Raw genomic sequence first — 16894 nt, forward strand, 5'->3', positions numbered from 1 at the left:
CCGTACTCAATTTAGTTCAACCTGCAAAAATTTACCTGGTTGCTCTGGATTGGGTACAAACCAGGCCGGATTTCCATCTCTGTCCCGACCTAGCCGAGCACCAAGGGCAGGTGGCGTATTACCCGCAAACGTTGAGTCATTTGGCTCTATAACCGCTTTACCACCGCCAAAAAACCCAGCCGATAACAGGCTTCGCAGACTTTCGGCAAAGTGGTGGATCAGTGTGTCTATTTCTGCATCGGTATGGGCTTCGGTTAAGAAACAGGGGAAGCCATCCCAGATATGAATGCCCTTTTCCCGCATGAGGGTGAACAGCAGTTCGGAATACGCCGATTCATCTTTAAACTTTATCTTCCACAACGAACCGAAACTGGCGACAAAAATTGGAAGTTGCCACTGGGCAATTACGTCATTCATAGCTCTGGCCAGCCGGTCGGTTTTTCTGGTTAGACCCGCCTGTAGCTGTGGGCCCGCTTTTTTCATGTACAACAGAGCCGCTTTTGCCGCAGCCAAGGCCAACGGATGGCGAACAAACGTACCTGCAAAATAGGTTACGCCCACTTCAGGAACGGACGCGTCCCCGTATTGCCAGAAACCACCGTCAAGGGCATCCATGTACTCCCGCTTACCCGCAATGACACCGATGGGCAGGCCCGCGCTCACGACTTTCCCGTACGACGCCAGGTCGGCCTTGATGCCAAATAACGCCTGCGTACCGCCCGGATGGGTGCGAAAACCCGTTATGACTTCATCGAAAATCAGGACGGTTCCTGACTGAGCCGTAATGGTTCGCACTTCTTTTAAAAACTCGATCGGTACAAATTCCGGCCGTCGGCTCTGTACAGGTTCAACCAGTACGGCCGCCAGTTCGTGGGCCCGTTCGCGAATGATTCTGAGGCTCTCTTCGGTGCCATAATCCAGAATCAGCATGTTTTGCACCGATTCGGGCATGATTCCGGGAGCCGCCGGAAAGGACTTTAACTTTTTTGTTCCTCGAACCAATACCTCATCGACAATGCCGTGGTAAGAACCGGAGAAAGCTACAATCAGGGAGCGGCCGGTTACCGTACGCGCAATACGCATAGCGCCCAAAACGGCTTCGGAACCCGTGTTGCAAAGCGCTGCGCGGTCCGCGCCGGTCAACTCAGCAATAAGCTGACTGACTTCACCCGCCAGGTTATGTTGCGGCCCTACTTCGTATCCGCTTTCAATTTGTTCGTGTAAGACCTCCTTGATGAAATCGGGTTGATAACCAAACAGGTTGGAGCCAAACCCATTCAGGGCGTCGATGTACTCATTCCCGTCGATATCCCACAAATGGCTGCCTTTAGAGCGATTCACCACCAGCGGATAAACGATTTCTTTGGTGAGCGGACGGAACCCCGACACGACCCGGGGATCGGCCATGTAACTGCGATGCTGCTGGGCATAGGCTTTGCTGGCCTTCGTTTTCTGATTGTATCGTTGCGTAAGCTGAGCCAGGAAATCCTGTTGCTTCTGCGTTAAGGCAGACGCTTGGCGCTCAATTCGGGCGGTCGCTCCGAACGGTTTTTTCAATTCAACTTTTTCTTCAGGCGTCAGGGTACTATCCGCAGCTACAGGGTCTTTCGCTACGTTCACCGCTGGTATTGGCGTGTGAACTGGTGCCTGAACCGGCGCGGTTACCTGAGCAACGGTCAATGCCTGTGGGGCCCCGCCCTGAAGTAGTGCCACCTGCTTCGCCATGAGCTGCAACTGCTGGGCAATTAATCCTAGGGCCGTGTCATTTTGCGCAAAGGCAACAGCAGGCTGGCCATTTATGTCATTAAAACCAACGGGAGCCGGCGCCGGAGCAGATACCGGTATTGGTGCTGGTTGCGGAATCGCTTGCTGCACCTGGGCGGGCATCATTTGATCCAGATAGTCAGCTAATTGCTCCGGTGTTGTATAGGTCGATGTTAGCTGGCGGAAGGTGATCGGCAGGCTGAACTCTTTCTTCAGGTTCAGCGCCACTTGCGTCAATAAGAGGGAGTCGAAACCGATTTCCAGAAAACTGGTTGTCGGTGCCACGCCGACCATGTCGATACCGGAAGCATCTTCTAACAGTTGATTTACTTTCAGGAGTAAGGCGTCTTTTCTCATAATGGTGTGTTTATGGTCAATCGCAGGGTATGGCAATGGATTCACGTCGGCAACAACCGCCCGTTCAGGAGTCGGTACTGGTTGATGAGGAACCGCAACAGGTTTTGGTTCGACCGGTACGGGATCGAGCCAAAACCGTTTTTTAGCAAACGCATACGTTGGCAAGCTTACTTTCTTACGTGTCTGCCCGGCGTAAAATGCCTTCCAGTTGGGCTCCATACCATTTAGAAAGAATTGCCCCAGCGTCGTCACAATGGACTGACTAGCTTTTTCCCAATCAGGTTGATTAGGTATTCCAGCCAGGACGGCAATTGGCTTTTTACCGGCCTGCTGGCGGGCGAGTGTTGCCGTAACATGTCCGGGGCCTACTTCCAGCAGGAGCGGTTTCTCAACCGTAAAAATCGTGTCGAGTGCTTCCGAAAAACGGACTGTCGAGCGCAGGTGCGTTGCCCAGTAGCGTGGGTCGATAGCTTCAGCATCGGTCAGCCAGTTCCCTGTGCAGGTGGATACGATTGGCATTTTAGGATGATGCAACCGAACACCCGCCACGACCTCCGCAAACGCATCGACAATGGGGTCCATCATCATGGAATGAAAGGCATGACTCGTTGCCAGCGGCTGATTCGGTATCTCGCGGTCTTCCAGCAATCGGGAGAAGTCAGCGATATGCTCGTCAGGCCCGGCTACCACACAAAGCGTATAGCTATTGATGGCCGCCATAGATAGTGTATCGGGTAGCATGGCCTCCACCTGGGCGGCTTCCTTCCGGACAGAAAGCATCCCGCCACGCGGCAACTGGCTCACCATTTTTCCGCGAGCGGCAATAAGTGTCAGCGCATCCGGCAGGGAGAAAACACCCGCCAGGTGGGCCGCCACAAATTCACCGACACTGTGCCCGCAAAAGATGGATGGCTCGACGCCCCAACTCATCCACAGTTTCGCGAGGGCGTATTCAGTAACGAACAGAGCAGGCTGGGTGTATCGCGTGTTTTTCAGCCGCTGTTCGGCTTCCGAATTGGCCGTCTCCGGGTACATGACCTCCCGAATGTCCAGTTCCAGCTGATCTGCTAACAGGTCGGCGCACTGATCGACGGCCTCTCTGAACACGATTTCCTGCTCGTAGAGCATCCGGCCCATATTGAGGTACTGCGACCCCTGACCCGGAAATAAGAAAACAATCTCTTCAGGGCTTCCATCTGCTTTTTGTATGACAGGTTCAGCCCGTAACTTCTCAATTAATTCATCTTTCGATGTGGCTACCACAAAGGAGCGGTGGCTGAAGTTAGGGCGGGTAGTCTGAAGCGTAAACGCGACATCCGCCAACTCGATTGACGCATCCTGTTGTAGCTTTTCGGCGAGTTGATGCGCATACGCTTTCTGGCTGACCGCGGTCTTCGACGACCACGTAATTAGCTGTGCCGCCCGTGGAGTTATCTCGTTCGCAATTTGGCCAACGGCATTCTCGGGTTGCCCATCGGCAGAAACGGAAATTTCCTGTTCGAATTCCTCCAGTACAACGTGTACGTTCGTACCGCCCACACCAAACGAACTCACCCCGGCCCGTCGTGGATGCGACCCGTCTGGCCTTGCTTCATCTTCCGACGATTCATTTTCCGTCAATGTCCAGTCACGAAGGGTTGTGTTGACGAAAAACGGGCTATTGGCAAAATCAATAACCGGATTTGGTTTCGCGAAATTTAACGATGCGGGGATCTGACGATGGTACAAGGCCAGCGTGGTTTTGATGAAACCAGCCACCCCGGCAGCCTGCGTCAGGTGACCCATGTTGCTCTTGATGGAGCCAATAGCGCAGTACTGCTTCTGGTCCAGTTCACCAAATGCCTGGATAAGCCCCTCTATTTCAATGGGATCGCCCAATGGCGTTGCCGTTCCGTGCGCTTCAACATACGTAATCGTGGCTGGATCAATGGCCGCATCGGTAATCGCCATGGCGATGGCTCCTGCCTGCCCATCGGCGTTGGGCGCCGAAAAACTGCCTTTGCCCCCACCATCGTTGTTTACGCCAACCCCTTTGATAACCGAATAAATCGTATCGCCATCCCGACGGGCAGCCTCCAGACTTTTCAACAGCACAACCCCGGCCCCATCGCTAAAAACGGTTCCCTGAGCGTCCGCATCGAATGACCGGCAATGCCCATCCCGGCTCAGCATCACGCCTTCCTGGTATAGATGACCACTATTGATCGGTGTTGTAATGCTGGCGCCCCCGGCCAGCGCTACGTCGCACTGGCCAGTACGAATACTTTGAACGGCCTGTGTGATGGCCAATAAAGAGGTCGAACAGGCCGAGTAAACACTCACAGCCGGCCCTTTCAAATTGAGCTGATAAGCCGTGCGCGAGGCTATATAATCTTTTTCGTTCAGGGTCATTACCTGAAAGGCACCCACCTGCTCGATTAGTTCTTTATGGCCCAGAATATTGTTCAGGTAGTAGGTATTATTCCCGCTTCCGGCAAATACGCCAACCCGACCCGCATATTGCTGAGGCAGATAGCCGGTTTGTTCGAGGGCTTCCCAGGCTATTTCCAGAAAAACACGCTGCTGCGGGTCCATCAGTTGGGCCGTGATGGGCGTTAAGCCGAAAAACTGCGCATCGAACTGTTCGGCTCCGTCAATAACCCCGCGCGCTTTAACGTACAATGGATCAGTCCGAAGCGCGGGCGGCACCGATGAATCAAGTTCGGCTTCGGTAAAGAAACGGGTTGTTTCTTTACCCGACGTCAACACATTCCACAGTTCATCAATGGTATTGGCACCGGGAAAGCGACCAGCCATGCCAATGACCGCGATATCCGACGACTGGTTTTTCTCGGTATGGCTGGACAAGGCATCATCGCCCAATAGCCGCTTTGCCTGGTCTGACGACTTGGGTTGTAAATAGAGCGCAATACCCGCTATGGTTGGGTATTGGTACAGTTTCGTGACGGGCAGACTATAGTGCGCCTGGTTCAGGGCGGCCACGGTTTTCTGGGCCAGCAGCGAATTGCCGCCTAGCTCGAAGAAATTATCATCCAGACCGATTTTGTCGATTCGCAGCAGATTGCTCCATATATCGGCAACGACCTGCTCCAGCTTTGTTTTAGGCTTTCGGTAGGCCGCTGTCTGTTCGGGCCTGTCCCGGCTGGGTTCGGGCAGTTGTTTTTTATCGACTTTACCGCTGCTGGTTTTCGGAAACTCCTCCATCCAGACAAAAGCAGACGGCATCATGTATTCGGGTAATCGCTGCTCAAGTTCCCAACGAATAATGGCTGTATCCGTATGGCCTGGGCTGGCGATCAAATACGCAACCAGTTGCTTCTGGGCATCGCCCAGTTCCCGTGCCATCACGACGGCCTGCTTGATTCCCGTGGTATGGTTCAGAATGACTTCAATCTCGCCCAGTTCGACCCGGTGCCCCCGGATTTTCACCTGATCATCCCGACGGCCCAGGAACTCGATCGTACCATCGGGCAGGAAACGACCCAGATCACCGGTGCGATAAACCCGTTCCGGTGGTGTTGCTGCGGATAATGAGATGAATTTTTCGTCCGTCAGGGCCGGCTGGTTCAAATATCCTTCGGCCAGACAGGCCCCGCTAAAGCACAACTCGCCAACGTCGCCATCGGGCAGAAGAGCCAATTGCTCATCCACAATATACAAGCTTACGTTGTCAATGACACGCCCGATTGTCGGCAAATGGGGCCAGTTTGCGGGGTTGCCTTCCAGCTTAAGCTGCGTAACGACATGGCATTCTGTGGGACCGTATTGGTTGTAGAGTACGCAGGTGGGTAACTCCGAAAAAAAACGGGCGATCTGCGGAGTAATTTTTAACTGTTCACCAGCCGTCATCACCTCACGGAGGCTTTTCGGAAACTGACGAAGGCTCACCCCCGCTTCGGCCAGATACTGCAACGCGACGAAGGGTAGAAACAGTCTATTAATTTGCTGTTTATCAACAAATTGAAGGAGCGCATTTAGATCGAGCCGCAATGTCTCATCTACCAGCATCAGCGTTCCGCCGGTTGTTAGGGTCGCAAAAATTTCCTGAAACGAAACGTCAAAACTAAGTGGAGCCAGTTGCAACGTCTTCATACCCAGGCCAGCGACGGAGTTCTTTTCCTGCCACTGCAACAGATTCATGAGCGGGCCATGCCCCATGCATACGCCTTTCGGATTTCCAGTCGACCCGGATGTATAGAGCACGTAGGCCAGACTGCCCTGATAAGGAACGGGTTGAGGAGAGTACGAATGTTCGGTATCGGATGCGATGGTCGTTAGGCCCAGTTGCCCAAACAAATCTTTATCCTGAACGGTAGTCACACTTGTGCGCAGGCCTGAGTCGGCAACAATTTTCTGTAAACGTTGCTCAGGGTAAGCCGGATCGAGGGGCAAATAGGCTTTACCAGCTTTCAATATGGCCAGCACGCCAATCACCATGTCCAGATTGCGTGACGTACTTACCCCAATGAGCTTAGCCCCCGCATCCACCTGCAGAATAGCCTGGCAAAGATTATCCGCCCGGCTATTCAGTTGATCGTATGTCAGAGACTGATCACCATACACCACGGCAAGGTGGTCGGGATTCTCAAGCGCAACCTGATCGACAAGCTGATGAACAAACTGCGGACTGAGACTATCCAGGCTCACATTTTTATCAACGAAGACACGCATACCGTTAACGAATTAAGACTGAGTAGTATTCGATCATCCTACTCGCTTACCGATTGGCAGACGAGTAGGATGCGCTATTCACTAACCATTACCCGATTGGTATTACCCAACTTATAGAAACGTACGCTGGGTTTGTACAAAACGCTCTGTGCTCATTGGCATTTGCATGGCATCCGCCTGGCGTGGTACATCGACATAGTTCCCTTCAACCCGGTTCAATACCGTTAAAATGGGTTGATTGGTTACGCGTACGTACATGCTGAGCAATTGTTTTTCGGCTCTCGCCCAGGGGCTGTTCGCATCGATGACCAGCAGGGACAAGGCACTTCCTTTCAGCAGATAAGACGGAATCTGGTTGTTGATTAAAGCGGGCACTTCAAGAATAATGCGGTCGTACTGAGTAATATCGAAACCGTCACTATAATCGATCAGGTAGTCGATGCCCGTCACATTCATAAAGTCAGGGCGAACGGTATAGGGAAAAAACGTAATGTTCTTCTGTTGTTCCCGCTGTTCTTTGGCGTTGGCCCGTGGGTAGCAATACGCTACTTTTTGATCGGCAACGTCGTATAGCTGAGTCAACCCGTTGGCAATCCAGCTTTTCCCCTGTTTCGAGCGAATGCTGAACAGGGTAATAATGGGAGGATAGGACTTGGCAGTATTTTGAGATACCTCAATGTTAATGGCGTTGAACAGCTGCTCGAACATGCTTCGCGACGCCCGGGTTGTTCTTGAATAAACGAGTGGTTTTTTCACCGTTGGAAACAGGGCAGTAACGGGCATGCCGACCATAGCTTCGGCTTGCTCGGGCGACTGAATTCGTTTATCCAGCCAAAAACGCAGCGCCGTCAGCAGAAGAGCGATGAAGATACCAACGCCCAACCCAACCATGATCAGTTGCGACCGCTTGGACGACAATGGCTGGAGTGGGAAATCCGGAGCATCGATAATTTCGAGCGTTCCACCAATAGACACGTCCTGCCGTTTTGTTTTTGACTGATCGACGTTTTGGAGCAGGTCAAGATAGGCTTTTTCCGAAACGGCTAAATCCCGGTTCAACTCGCGCAGTTGCGAACCGAGTGGGCCATATTCATTGGTTTTGGCCTGAAACTCCGACATCCGCTTTTGATACAATTCCAGACGGGCAGATGACTCTTCATATTCCAGTGATTTTGCCAGCCGATCATTGGCCATCGTCTGTGTGGGAATGGCATCCGACGAATTAGCCGCTGCGTCGTATTTCTGAGCGCTGATTTTCAGGTCCTCCTGCGCCTGAGCAAGGCTTGCCTGCAACTGATTGATTACATTTTTGGGCTGTCCGTAAGCGCGGGCGTTGGCCAGTTTATTTTCGACATCGGTCAGCTTCTTCTGCTTTTCAGCCAGGTCATTGTTCGCCGACCGGATGTTGCCCTGTTGTCCCATGCGCCGGTTAAGCGCCTCCAAAGACGCTTTCGCGGCATTTTTTCGCATCAACTCCTGATTGTACTCGTTATTGAGTGCCTCGCGGGACGACGCCACGTTACGGGCTTCCTCATCATAATCCAGCACCTGGTGTCTGGCGCTGAACGCGCGGAGATTGGCCTCCGCCTGCGAAAGTTTTTCTTTGGCTTTTTGCAGTTTGTCCTCGTAATACCCAACTACTGAATTCGTTTCGGAGGTTTTAAGCGTCGAATACCGGCTATTCAGAATAGTGATGGCATAGGTAAGCGTGCGCTGGGATACAGCCGGATCATCCGACTCGTATTCCATCAACATCACGTCGTTGGTACTCTTCCGGGCCGTTGCTTTGATATTTTCGCCTAACCGGTTAATGGAATAATAGGAATCTGACTTCAGCAACAACGTTTTTATCGGGTTGTCGCTCGTTGATTTAGCCAGACTGTCGATGGTGTGATGCAGTAAAATTGAATCGCCCGCGATGAAATACAGGTTTTGCCAATCGGGGGTCAGAGCCTGATGCAATTTCTGAAAACCCGCATTGCCCAACACAAGGCTATCCGGTTGGCGGAGTCGCAGGTGATCGCTCAGCAGGCCAATTCCGATCTGGAGCAGGGTCTCGCGCGAATTGAGCGTCGTCAGGATATTGTCGAACGCACTGGCCGACCGATCCGTAAACGAATTCTGCTTATCCGATAGCAGCGAATAACGCGACACCAAACCAGTATACAGGGTTGCCTGCGACTTATACACTTTGGGTTCGTCACGCGTGACAAAAAACGCGACACCTGCCGTTATGCACGGGATAAGGACAAACCAAATGATGTGCTGTTTTAATAAGCGCAAAAAGACGTCGATCGACATACTATTCGTTTAATTACGTTTTAACCGCTGAATAGGCAGACCTACCAACGCTTCAAAGTAGTGAACATTTTTCAGAAAGCTCCCCTTTACCTGTTCCGAGGCCGTTTTCGCCTGCACGTACCGGCTTGTGATCAGAGCCAGCGCATCGGCAGTTGTGCGCCCTTTCTGAATCTCAACTTCAGCTACCCGCAACGCCGTCAACGAAGCCTGTTCATCGATCAGATTGATTTTTAACAGCTGCTGGGTCGTGATCATGTCCTGATAAATGCCAATCAGGCTTTGCTTTAATTGCAGCTCGACAACATCCCGCTGGATAACCGATGCTTTATAATTTGAATAGGCCTGCTTTACCTGATGCTTGCGGCCAAAGAGGTCATATAAGGGTAGTCTGACATCAACGCCCACCCGATATCCATTCGAGATCTGCCCGAGCGCATCCCGCCCCGGTATGGAGGCTGAGCCGGAGGATACAATAGACTGGTCACCTGTTGAGTAGTTCACAAAACCAGCGACATTCTGTAAAATCTGTCGTTTGGCTACCTCATACGATGAACTCAGCGAGTTTGACACCTCATTCTGGTACTTGATGAGTGGTGAATGAGACACTGCCACTTTCATGATATCATCAAAGGGCATTAGTTGAACGGCAATATCCTGATTGATATCCAGGTACAATGTATCATCGGCTAAACCTGATGACGGACCAAACGATACCAGTCCACGACCTCCCCGGCTCTGGCCGGAACATACTGAAAACGTGAACAGACCGACAAGTAAAAATAGGCTGGCCTTACTGGTTACGGTGAAAAAACTAAACTTTATCCTGAACATAATTTACAGTGCCACGTGTCTATACATCTCACGGCGATGGCGGTTATACAAAGTAGGGAGACTAGACAGTAAATAGGCAATTGTTTATTAAATGGTGCCTTAAATAGAGTTGATCGACTAACGGCTTTACTAACCTATTTACCTAAGTATCTTAACTATTTTGACTGTTTTATATTCAGATTGTCACAAAATGAAAACAACTAAGGCACGGACGTGCCCGTTGTACTCGTATGTGGTGTGTGCATAAATCGCTTAAACGCTTTGCGCATGTTGAGAACGGCACGCACGAAACTCAATAATAACAACGGAACAAGCAGCAGCTCACGGAACGTGATTCGCTTCCATAAGTGAGCCGGTACGGAAATAATCAAACTGCCGCATAGAATAATCAGCAAAGTAAGCGGAGCTTTCCATAAGCTCGAATCGCCACTCAATAAGCCACCCAGAAGGCTGGCGACCAATACACCCAGAAGAAGGATTTTAGGCAGGAAAACAGCTTGTAATACTTTAAACCCACTGGCAATCCGGCCACGCAGGATTTCAGTGATTCCCTGCCAGAAATAGCATTTAAGGAACTGCCATTGAGCGGCAATCCAGCGGGTACGCTGGTTCTCGAATACAGCCCGGTTGGCTACCTTTTCGTCATATATGAAGGCGTCTTCGAGGTAACCGATCTTATGGCCGCTCAGTACGATGTTCGTTTCCAGCTCTTTATCGTAACCACCCATGGTGTGTTGTGTAGCCATGGCGGCTTTCATCAGGCCCGGTTCGAAGGCCATCCCCGAGCCAATGGTTGCCGACGAGAGCCCCAGTACGCGACTCGCTTTTCGGAAAATATGGTTGTTTATTTCCTCGCTGATGGCATCCAGAATGGCGACGCTCGTGTTGCTATTTTTAGCTACCCGATGGCCCTGAACGGCTCTCCATCCCTGGGCAAATGCCTGATTTATGCGACTTAGGAAATCAGGTGCCATGTGGTTGTCCGCATCCGATACCACCAGAATATCGTATTGCTCCAGTGGTAATCGGGACAGGGCGGAGTTGATGGCTTTGGCTACCGTAGAGACCTCAAAAGAGACCTGAAGCACCTTGATGGGTAATGTGGCAAGTTTGGCCAGCGTCTGGGCCTGAAACGAGTCAGCGATGACGATCAGTTCATAGCGATCGGCAGGATACGTTTGCCTGAGATTTTCGGTAACGGATTCGACAATGACAGCGTCTTCTTTATACGCTGGAATCAAGACGCCTATTTTCCTGAAAACGGACGTTGCCGGATCGACAGTCACATCGTCAGCCCGACCGAGTCGGCCAGCGATAGAGAAGACAAGCCAGTAAAGAACATTTAGGGCAACAATTCCCAGCAATATCAGGTAGGCAGAATAGACGATGATCATAATAAACCCTGGATGTGGGCGGGTATTTTCTTTCTATTTTTGACCACCAATTTTATATCCGGTCACAAAAGCGACGCAACCCAACTCATCATTCCTGCGTATAGAGTAGTATGCGCTACATCGTTGTTTTCGCTCAGCAGGAAATCGGGTATGCTGTGGGGTTCGAAAACCTTGCGGATGCTACTGATTTCTTATTTTGGGGTTACGAGGAGTATGAACTGCTACCCTACGGCACATTTGACCTGCTCACCGGGGACGTATGTCCATACGAACATCGGGGAGAACGTATTGTAAACGTTGATGATGATATCATAAGCCGTACCGCTCAGAACTATATCAAATCGGCTATTCGGCATTTAAACTAAGTAGTACACTCAACAGCAAGAAAGCCTGCCCTACGTACGTAGGGCAGGCTTTCTTGCTGTTGAGAAATGGCAAACAAGTTCTTACACCACCATTATATCTTTTTCCTTGGCGACAAAGGTTTCATCGATTCGGGCGATAAACGCATCGGTTAACTTCTGAACGCGCTCTTCACCTACTTTAACGGCATCCTCCGATACACCTTCTTTGGTGAGCTTACGAATATCGTCGTTCGTTTCTTTCCGGATGTTACGCACGTTGACTTTGGCCGTTTCTACTTCCTGCTTTACCTTTTTTACAAGGTCCCGCCGACGTTCTTCGGTCAGGGGAGGGATGCTCAGCCGTATCTGTTCGCCGTCGTTGTTCGGGTTAAGACCAAGGTTGGAGTTACGAATGGCCTTTTCGACTTCACCAATGAGTTTTTTTTCAAATGGCTTGATAACAATGGTACGGGCGTCGGGCGTGTTGATGGAGGCAACCGTATGCAGGGGAGACAGCATTCCGTAGTATTCGACCTGAATACCATCGAGCATACCGACATTTGCCTTACCGGCCCGGATTTTGGTCAATTCGATGGCCAGGTGCTTGAGTGCCTTTTCCATCGTATCTTTTGCATCGTCGAGAAATAACTCGATTTCTTCCATGAGTATAATGTACGATTTACGATGTACAAAGTCCGATTCAGGCGACGCATTTGTCGTACGTTGCCAATCGCAAATCGCACATCAACTGGTTTATTCCGGTAATTTCATTGTAATGAGCGTTCCCTGATCATCATCACCCTGTACCAACCGGAGCAGGCTACCCTTGGTGTTCATGTTAAAAACAATGATCGGCAGGTTGTTTTCCTGGCAGAGCGTAAAGGCCGTTAAGTCCATAACACTCAGTTTCTTTTCGTAAACGTCATCGAAGGTAATGGTGGTATACCGGGTGGCGGTTTTGTCCTTCATCGGGTCGGCGGTGTAAACACCATCAACTTTAGTACCCTTCAGGACCACATCGGCTTCAATTTCGATAGCCCGCAAGCTGGCTGTTGTGTCGGTCGTGAAGTAAGGACTTCCGGTACCGGCGGCAAAAATAACGACACGGCCTTTTTCGAGGTGACGCACCGCCCGCCGACGTACGTAGGGTTCGCAAACCTGCTCCATTTTAATGGCCGACATCACGCGGGTGTACATACCATGTTTCTCAAATGAACTCTGGAGCGCCATCGCATTGATCACGGTGGCCAGCATGCCCATGTAATCGCCCTGTACACGGTCGATGCCGGAACGCTCACCAGACACACCCCGGAAGATGTTGCCTCCGCCAATGACAATAGCCACCTCTACACCTAAATCTACTACTTGTTTAATTTCCTGACTGTATTGTTCCAGTACAGCCGGGTCAATATTGTAACCGTTCGGCCCAGCAAGAGCCTCCCCACTCAGCTTGAGCAGGATGCGTTTATACTTTGTTTGCGATGTCATGAGGGAAAATTTGCGGGCAAAGATAAGAAAAAGGTGCAAAGAGACGTGCGAAAAATAGGATCAGGCCAATTTCCAACGTTCCTGAAGCCGGTTTAAATCCCGTTTCATGGCGGTAAATAGCTCCTTCGACGGAATCGTTAATTTTGTGGCACCGTGTTCTGCCCCACCCGATGGGTATTCAATATGAAGGGACACAGGTACCTGAATACCATACTGTTTCAGCAGCATAAAGTACCGCTTGAAATCGACCATACCCTCGCCGAACGGAACATCCTCAACGGTTGCTACCCCATTTTTAGTCGTCCACCGAAAATCTTTAAGGGCAATGGATTTTATCTGCGACTGAAGCAAACGAAGCCCATTGGGCCACGATTGGCCTCCTTCTACTGTTGCATGGCGAATATCGTATTGAACGCCGGTATGAGCTGGATCAGCCAGTTTCAGAATCTCCCAGAGTTCCCAAACTGACGAACCGACAAGCAAACCCGCATGGTTCTGGTAACAACCGGTCAGCTTAAGCGTCTTGTTTACCTCGCCCAACGCCCGCAGTTGCTGCTGATAAAGTTGAATCGAATCGGGCATTGACTTTTTCTCGTCGTAGGGGTACCACTTCATCCGGTACACTTGAAAACCGGCTTTCGATGCGGCCCTAAGCACCCGAATATCAGTCGCATTGGTTGCATTCCCGACGGTGGTTGTCATCAGCTTGGGCGTTAGCCCAACCTTTCTGAGCGCGTCGACGGCTTTAGGCAACTCGTCCTCAACGCGTTCCGGGCGGACATGCCCATCTGGGCGAACGGTTAAATCGACGCCATTGAAGCCCATCTCAGCCGCAGCATCGGCCATATCGGCATAATTCAGAAACTGCAAATGCTTGGAAAAAATATGAATGTCGGGTAACGGTGCTTCCCCGCCATTGGCTAGAGCCGGAGCAGTAGTGGCTAACACAGGCAGAGCGCCAGCAGCCAGAGCTGTATGTTTCAGAAAACGGCGTCGGGAGTACGATTGATCCATACACCTAAAAGAGTATTCACACGAATTCTACCAATACCTGTCCTTTCTCGACCCGATCACCCTTAGCAATCCGTATCGTTTTCACGGTTCCGTCGCCGGGTGCTTTCAGGTTGTTTTCCATTTTCATGGCTTCCAGAATCAGGAGGCTATCGCCTTTATGGATCACATCGCCTGGCTGAACGCTGATACCCACGATCAGGCCCGGCATAGGTGCCTTCAATTCGTTGACTTTGGTGCCCGCAGTCGTGCTCATACCCATTTTCTCGAGCAACAGGTCAAAGCGGTCTTTCAACTGGACATGGTGAATGTGGCCGTTTATTTTCAAACTCACTCGTTTTTCAGTTGCGTTCACCTCCAGCACTTCGGCCGTGTACGACCGATCCTGATGGAGTATATGAAACGTACGGTCGCTGATTTTTACCAGATCCCACGCAAACGGTTCGTTATTAAAAAGTGGGCCATCGGCCGTAAAATCAACGGTGAGAGGCTGGTCGTTCAGGGTTGTCTGGTACATAGTCGTTTTGATTGTTTGCCGGATTAGCGTCTGGCGCAGGCCAATATACTATGAAAAACCTACGATTTATTCACGAGCCAAATGCCCAGTAAACATACGCCCATACCAGCAAACTGCACCGCATAAATTGTTTCGCCATCCAGCACGCCCCACATCAGCGCGACAATTGGGATAAGATAGGTAACGGAGGCAGCAAACAAAGGCGATGAAAGCTGCATGACCCGATTGAAGAAAATAGACATCAGGCCCGATCCAAATACACCTAGTGTGATTAGCGCCCATAGTGACCAGTTCGCGTGGGCGTCGACAACACGGGCAAAAAAGTCTGTTGGTGCCAGGGTAAGCAACGCAATGGGGCCGGCAAAGGCAAAGAGCCAGGCAGTAGAAACCAGCGCTGGCAAGTGGCTCAGGTAACGACCGATCAGGTTGGTATTCAGGCCATAACAAACGGTAGCGATCACGACCAGAAGGGCGTAGCCATTTATCTGAAATGAACCCGTTGCACTGAAAAATACCAGCAATAATGACCCGCCCAAGCCGAGCAAAATTCCGGCTACCTGTTTGATTTTTAGCGTTTGCCCAAAAAATACCGCGCCCAGAATCAGCGTAAACAAAGGGCTGAGGGAATTGAGCGCACCGGCCAGCGAGCTGTTCAGGTGGGCACCCGCTTCGGCAAAAAGGAAGGCCGGAACCACAAAGCCGATGATTGCCGACGCTAGCAGGGCAACCCATCGGTGTCGGATGGTTAGCCGAACGTCAGCCTGCTGACTTTGCCGGGCCAAAAATGGCGTAAAGAACAGGAGTGCAAACACCAGGCGCCCCGCTCCTACCTGCTCCGGCGGAAAAACGCCCAGGCTGCGCTTGATGAGGATGAACGAACTTCCCCAGACTAATGCCAGCGCACATAGCAACACCCAAGCCAGCAACGGGCGTTTTTGTGGCAAAACAACAGGTTCGTCAACAGTCATAAGTAGGAATGGATTGACACGCTACCCGTAAATACGTACGGATCAAACCAATTCGGCCAGGTAGGTTTCCTGTATTTCGTCCAGAATGGCGCTTACCCCACTGTACGAATCCATCGTGACTAGGCGCATCCGGTAGGGTTTGAAATCAGGTAATCCTTTGAAATAATTGGCGTAGTGACGACGCATCTCAAACAGCCCGACAATTTCACCCTTCCAGCGGATTGAGAAATCAAGATGCTGCCGACAGACAGCCACCCGGTCGGCAACGGTTGGCGGAGGCAAATGCTGACCCGTTTTGACAAAGTGCTTGATTTCGTTAAATATCCAGGGATGCCCGATGCTGGCCCGGCCAATCATGACCCCATCCACGCCATATCGGTTCTTATACTCCAGCGCTTTTTCGGGGGAATCGATATCACCATTGCCGAAAATAGGAATCTGGATACGCGGGTTGTCTTTGATCCGCCCAATCAGTGTCCAGTCAGCTTCTCCCTTGTACATCTGTACGCGCGTGCGGCCATGGATGGTCAGCGCCTTAATACCAATATCCTGCAGGCGCTCGGCTACGTCACCCACATTTTTGGTGCTTTCGTCCCAGCCAAGCCGTGTTTTTACGGTTACCGGCAAATGTGTCGCGTTGACGACGGCTTCGGTCATGCGAACCATTTTGGGAATATCCTGCAACAAGGCCGCTCCTGCCCCCCGGCACGCCACCTGTTTTACCGGGCAACCATAGTTGATGTCGATCAGATCGGGATTGGCCCGCGACGCAATGCGCGCACACTCGCCCATTGTGTCAACATCCGAGCCAAATAGCTGAATGCCAATGGGCCGCTCGTACTCGAAGATATCCAGCTTTTGAACGCTTTTGGCCGCGTCGCGAATGAGCCCTTCTGACGAAATAAATTCAGTGTACATTAAATCGGCACCATTCGCTTTGCAAACCGCACGAAAGGGTGGGTCACTGACATCCTCCATTGGAGCGAGCAGTAACGGAAAATCTGGGAGCTGTATAGTACCAATATTGACCATTCGGTAGTATCGGGGCCTCAAACCCGAAATTAATGACGTAATAGATGGTTATCTTTTCAGGAACACCGCCCTGAGTCAGTCTTGTTCCTCAGGCTATTTATATAGGTTTTAGCACAATCCAAAGGCCGAATTGGTTCCCTTGCACGAATTATGCGAACTAGTCTGTAAATTTACAGGAAATTATGCAACCAAGTTATACGCCCCAAGGCGCTTCTT

General features: G+C 51.1%; 11 protein-coding genes. 1 reads left to right on the top strand and 10 read right to left on the bottom strand.

All coding sequences use genetic code 11. The features are described from left to right. Positions 1 to 6: 6 nt before the first annotated feature. From ACYVAM_RS01875 to ACYVAM_RS01890, 4 genes are all read right to left on the bottom strand, one after another. The gene (locus ACYVAM_RS01875) at positions 7 to 6792 is read right to left on the bottom strand and encodes an amino acid adenylation domain-containing protein (protein ID WP_461063348.1); all 6786 of its coding nucleotides are present in this window, start codon (positions 6790 to 6792) and stop codon (positions 7 to 9) included. A gap of 111 nt (positions 6793 to 6903) precedes the next feature. Next, a complete protein-coding gene (locus ACYVAM_RS01880; RefSeq protein WP_461063350.1) occupies positions 6904 to 9093 on the bottom strand; it encodes a GumC family protein in 2190 nt (729 codons plus the stop codon). A gap of 9 nt (positions 9094 to 9102) precedes the next feature. Then, positions 9103 to 9924: a TolC family protein gene (locus tag ACYVAM_RS01885; RefSeq protein WP_461063352.1), complete on the bottom strand. Its 822-nt coding sequence runs from the start codon at positions 9922 to 9924 to the stop codon at positions 9103 to 9105. A 200-nt stretch (positions 9925 to 10124) separates the two neighbouring features. Continuing rightward, a complete protein-coding gene (locus tag ACYVAM_RS01890) occupies positions 10125 to 11318 on the bottom strand; it encodes a glycosyltransferase family 2 protein (protein WP_461063354.1) in 1194 nt (397 codons plus the stop codon). Between the two features lie 110 nt (positions 11319 to 11428). On the opposite strand from ACYVAM_RS01890, the gene ACYVAM_RS01895 reads away from it, so the two are divergent. Next, positions 11429 to 11683 carry a hypothetical protein gene (locus ACYVAM_RS01895; RefSeq protein WP_461063356.1) on the top strand — a complete coding sequence of 85 codons (255 nt, stop codon included), beginning with the start codon at positions 11429 to 11431 and terminating at the stop codon, positions 11681 to 11683. Between the two features lie 81 nt (positions 11684 to 11764). On the opposite strand, the gene frr is transcribed toward ACYVAM_RS01895, so the two are convergent. From frr to dusB, 6 genes are all read right to left on the bottom strand, one after another. Next, a complete protein-coding gene (gene frr / locus ACYVAM_RS01900; RefSeq protein ID WP_461063358.1) occupies positions 11765 to 12325 on the bottom strand; it encodes a ribosome recycling factor in 561 nt (186 codons plus the stop codon). 90 nt (positions 12326 to 12415) lie between these two features. Continuing rightward, complete coding sequence (gene pyrH, locus ACYVAM_RS01905; protein WP_461063360.1) at positions 12416 to 13150, bottom strand: UMP kinase; 735 nt, start codon at positions 13148 to 13150, stop codon at positions 12416 to 12418. A gap of 60 nt (positions 13151 to 13210) precedes the next feature. Continuing rightward, positions 13211 to 14164 carry a sugar phosphate isomerase/epimerase family protein gene (locus ACYVAM_RS01910; RefSeq protein WP_461063362.1) on the bottom strand — a complete coding sequence of 318 codons (954 nt, stop codon included), beginning with the start codon at positions 14162 to 14164 and terminating at the stop codon, positions 13211 to 13213. Between the two features lie 16 nt (positions 14165 to 14180). Continuing rightward, a complete protein-coding gene (locus ACYVAM_RS01915) occupies positions 14181 to 14678 on the bottom strand; it encodes an acyl-CoA carboxylase biotin carboxyl carrier protein subunit (protein WP_461063364.1) in 498 nt (165 codons plus the stop codon). A gap of 59 nt (positions 14679 to 14737) precedes the next feature. Then, positions 14738 to 15646 (bottom strand): DMT family transporter, encoded by a 909-nt coding sequence (locus tag ACYVAM_RS01920; RefSeq protein ID WP_461063365.1) that lies wholly within the window; start codon positions 15644 to 15646, stop codon positions 14738 to 14740. A gap of 42 nt (positions 15647 to 15688) precedes the next feature. Beyond that, positions 15689 to 16678, bottom strand: coding sequence for a tRNA dihydrouridine synthase DusB (dusB, locus tag ACYVAM_RS01925; RefSeq protein WP_461063367.1), 990 nt, complete (start codon positions 16676 to 16678; stop codon positions 15689 to 15691). Between the last annotated feature and the right edge of the window lie 216 nt (positions 16679 to 16894).

It is taken from the genome of Spirosoma horti (assembly GCF_054776595.1).

What these genes read in the sequence shown, in the direction of transcription:
- ACYVAM_RS01875 (WP_461063348.1), bottom strand. Translation starts at nt 6,792, where the DNA reads ATGCGTGTCTTCGTTGATAAAAATGTGAGCCTGGATAGTCTCAGTCCG.
- ACYVAM_RS01880 (WP_461063350.1), bottom strand. Translation starts at nt 9,093, where the DNA reads ATGTCGATCGACGTCTTTTTGCGCTTATTAAAACAGCACATCATTTGG.
- ACYVAM_RS01885 (WP_461063352.1), bottom strand. Translation starts at nt 9,924, where the DNA reads ATGTTCAGGATAAAGTTTAGTTTTTTCACCGTAACCAGTAAGGCCAGC.
- ACYVAM_RS01890 (WP_461063354.1), bottom strand. Translation starts at nt 11,318, where the DNA reads ATGATCATCGTCTATTCTGCCTACCTGATATTGCTGGGAATTGTTGCC.
- ACYVAM_RS01895 (WP_461063356.1), top strand. Translation starts at nt 11,429, where the DNA reads ATGCGCTACATCGTTGTTTTCGCTCAGCAGGAAATCGGGTATGCTGTG.
- frr (WP_461063358.1), bottom strand. Translation starts at nt 12,325, where the DNA reads ATGGAAGAAATCGAGTTATTTCTCGACGATGCAAAAGATACGATGGAA.
- pyrH (WP_461063360.1), bottom strand. Translation starts at nt 13,150, where the DNA reads ATGACATCGCAAACAAAGTATAAACGCATCCTGCTCAAGCTGAGTGGG.
- ACYVAM_RS01910 (WP_461063362.1), bottom strand. Translation starts at nt 14,164, where the DNA reads ATGGATCAATCGTACTCCCGACGCCGTTTTCTGAAACATACAGCTCTG.
- ACYVAM_RS01915 (WP_461063364.1), bottom strand. Translation starts at nt 14,678, where the DNA reads ATGTACCAGACAACCCTGAACGACCAGCCTCTCACCGTTGATTTTACG.
- ACYVAM_RS01920 (WP_461063365.1), bottom strand. Translation starts at nt 15,646, where the DNA reads ATGACTGTTGACGAACCTGTTGTTTTGCCACAAAAACGCCCGTTGCTG.
- dusB (WP_461063367.1), bottom strand. Translation starts at nt 16,678, where the DNA reads ATGGTCAATATTGGTACTATACAGCTCCCAGATTTTCCGTTACTGCTC.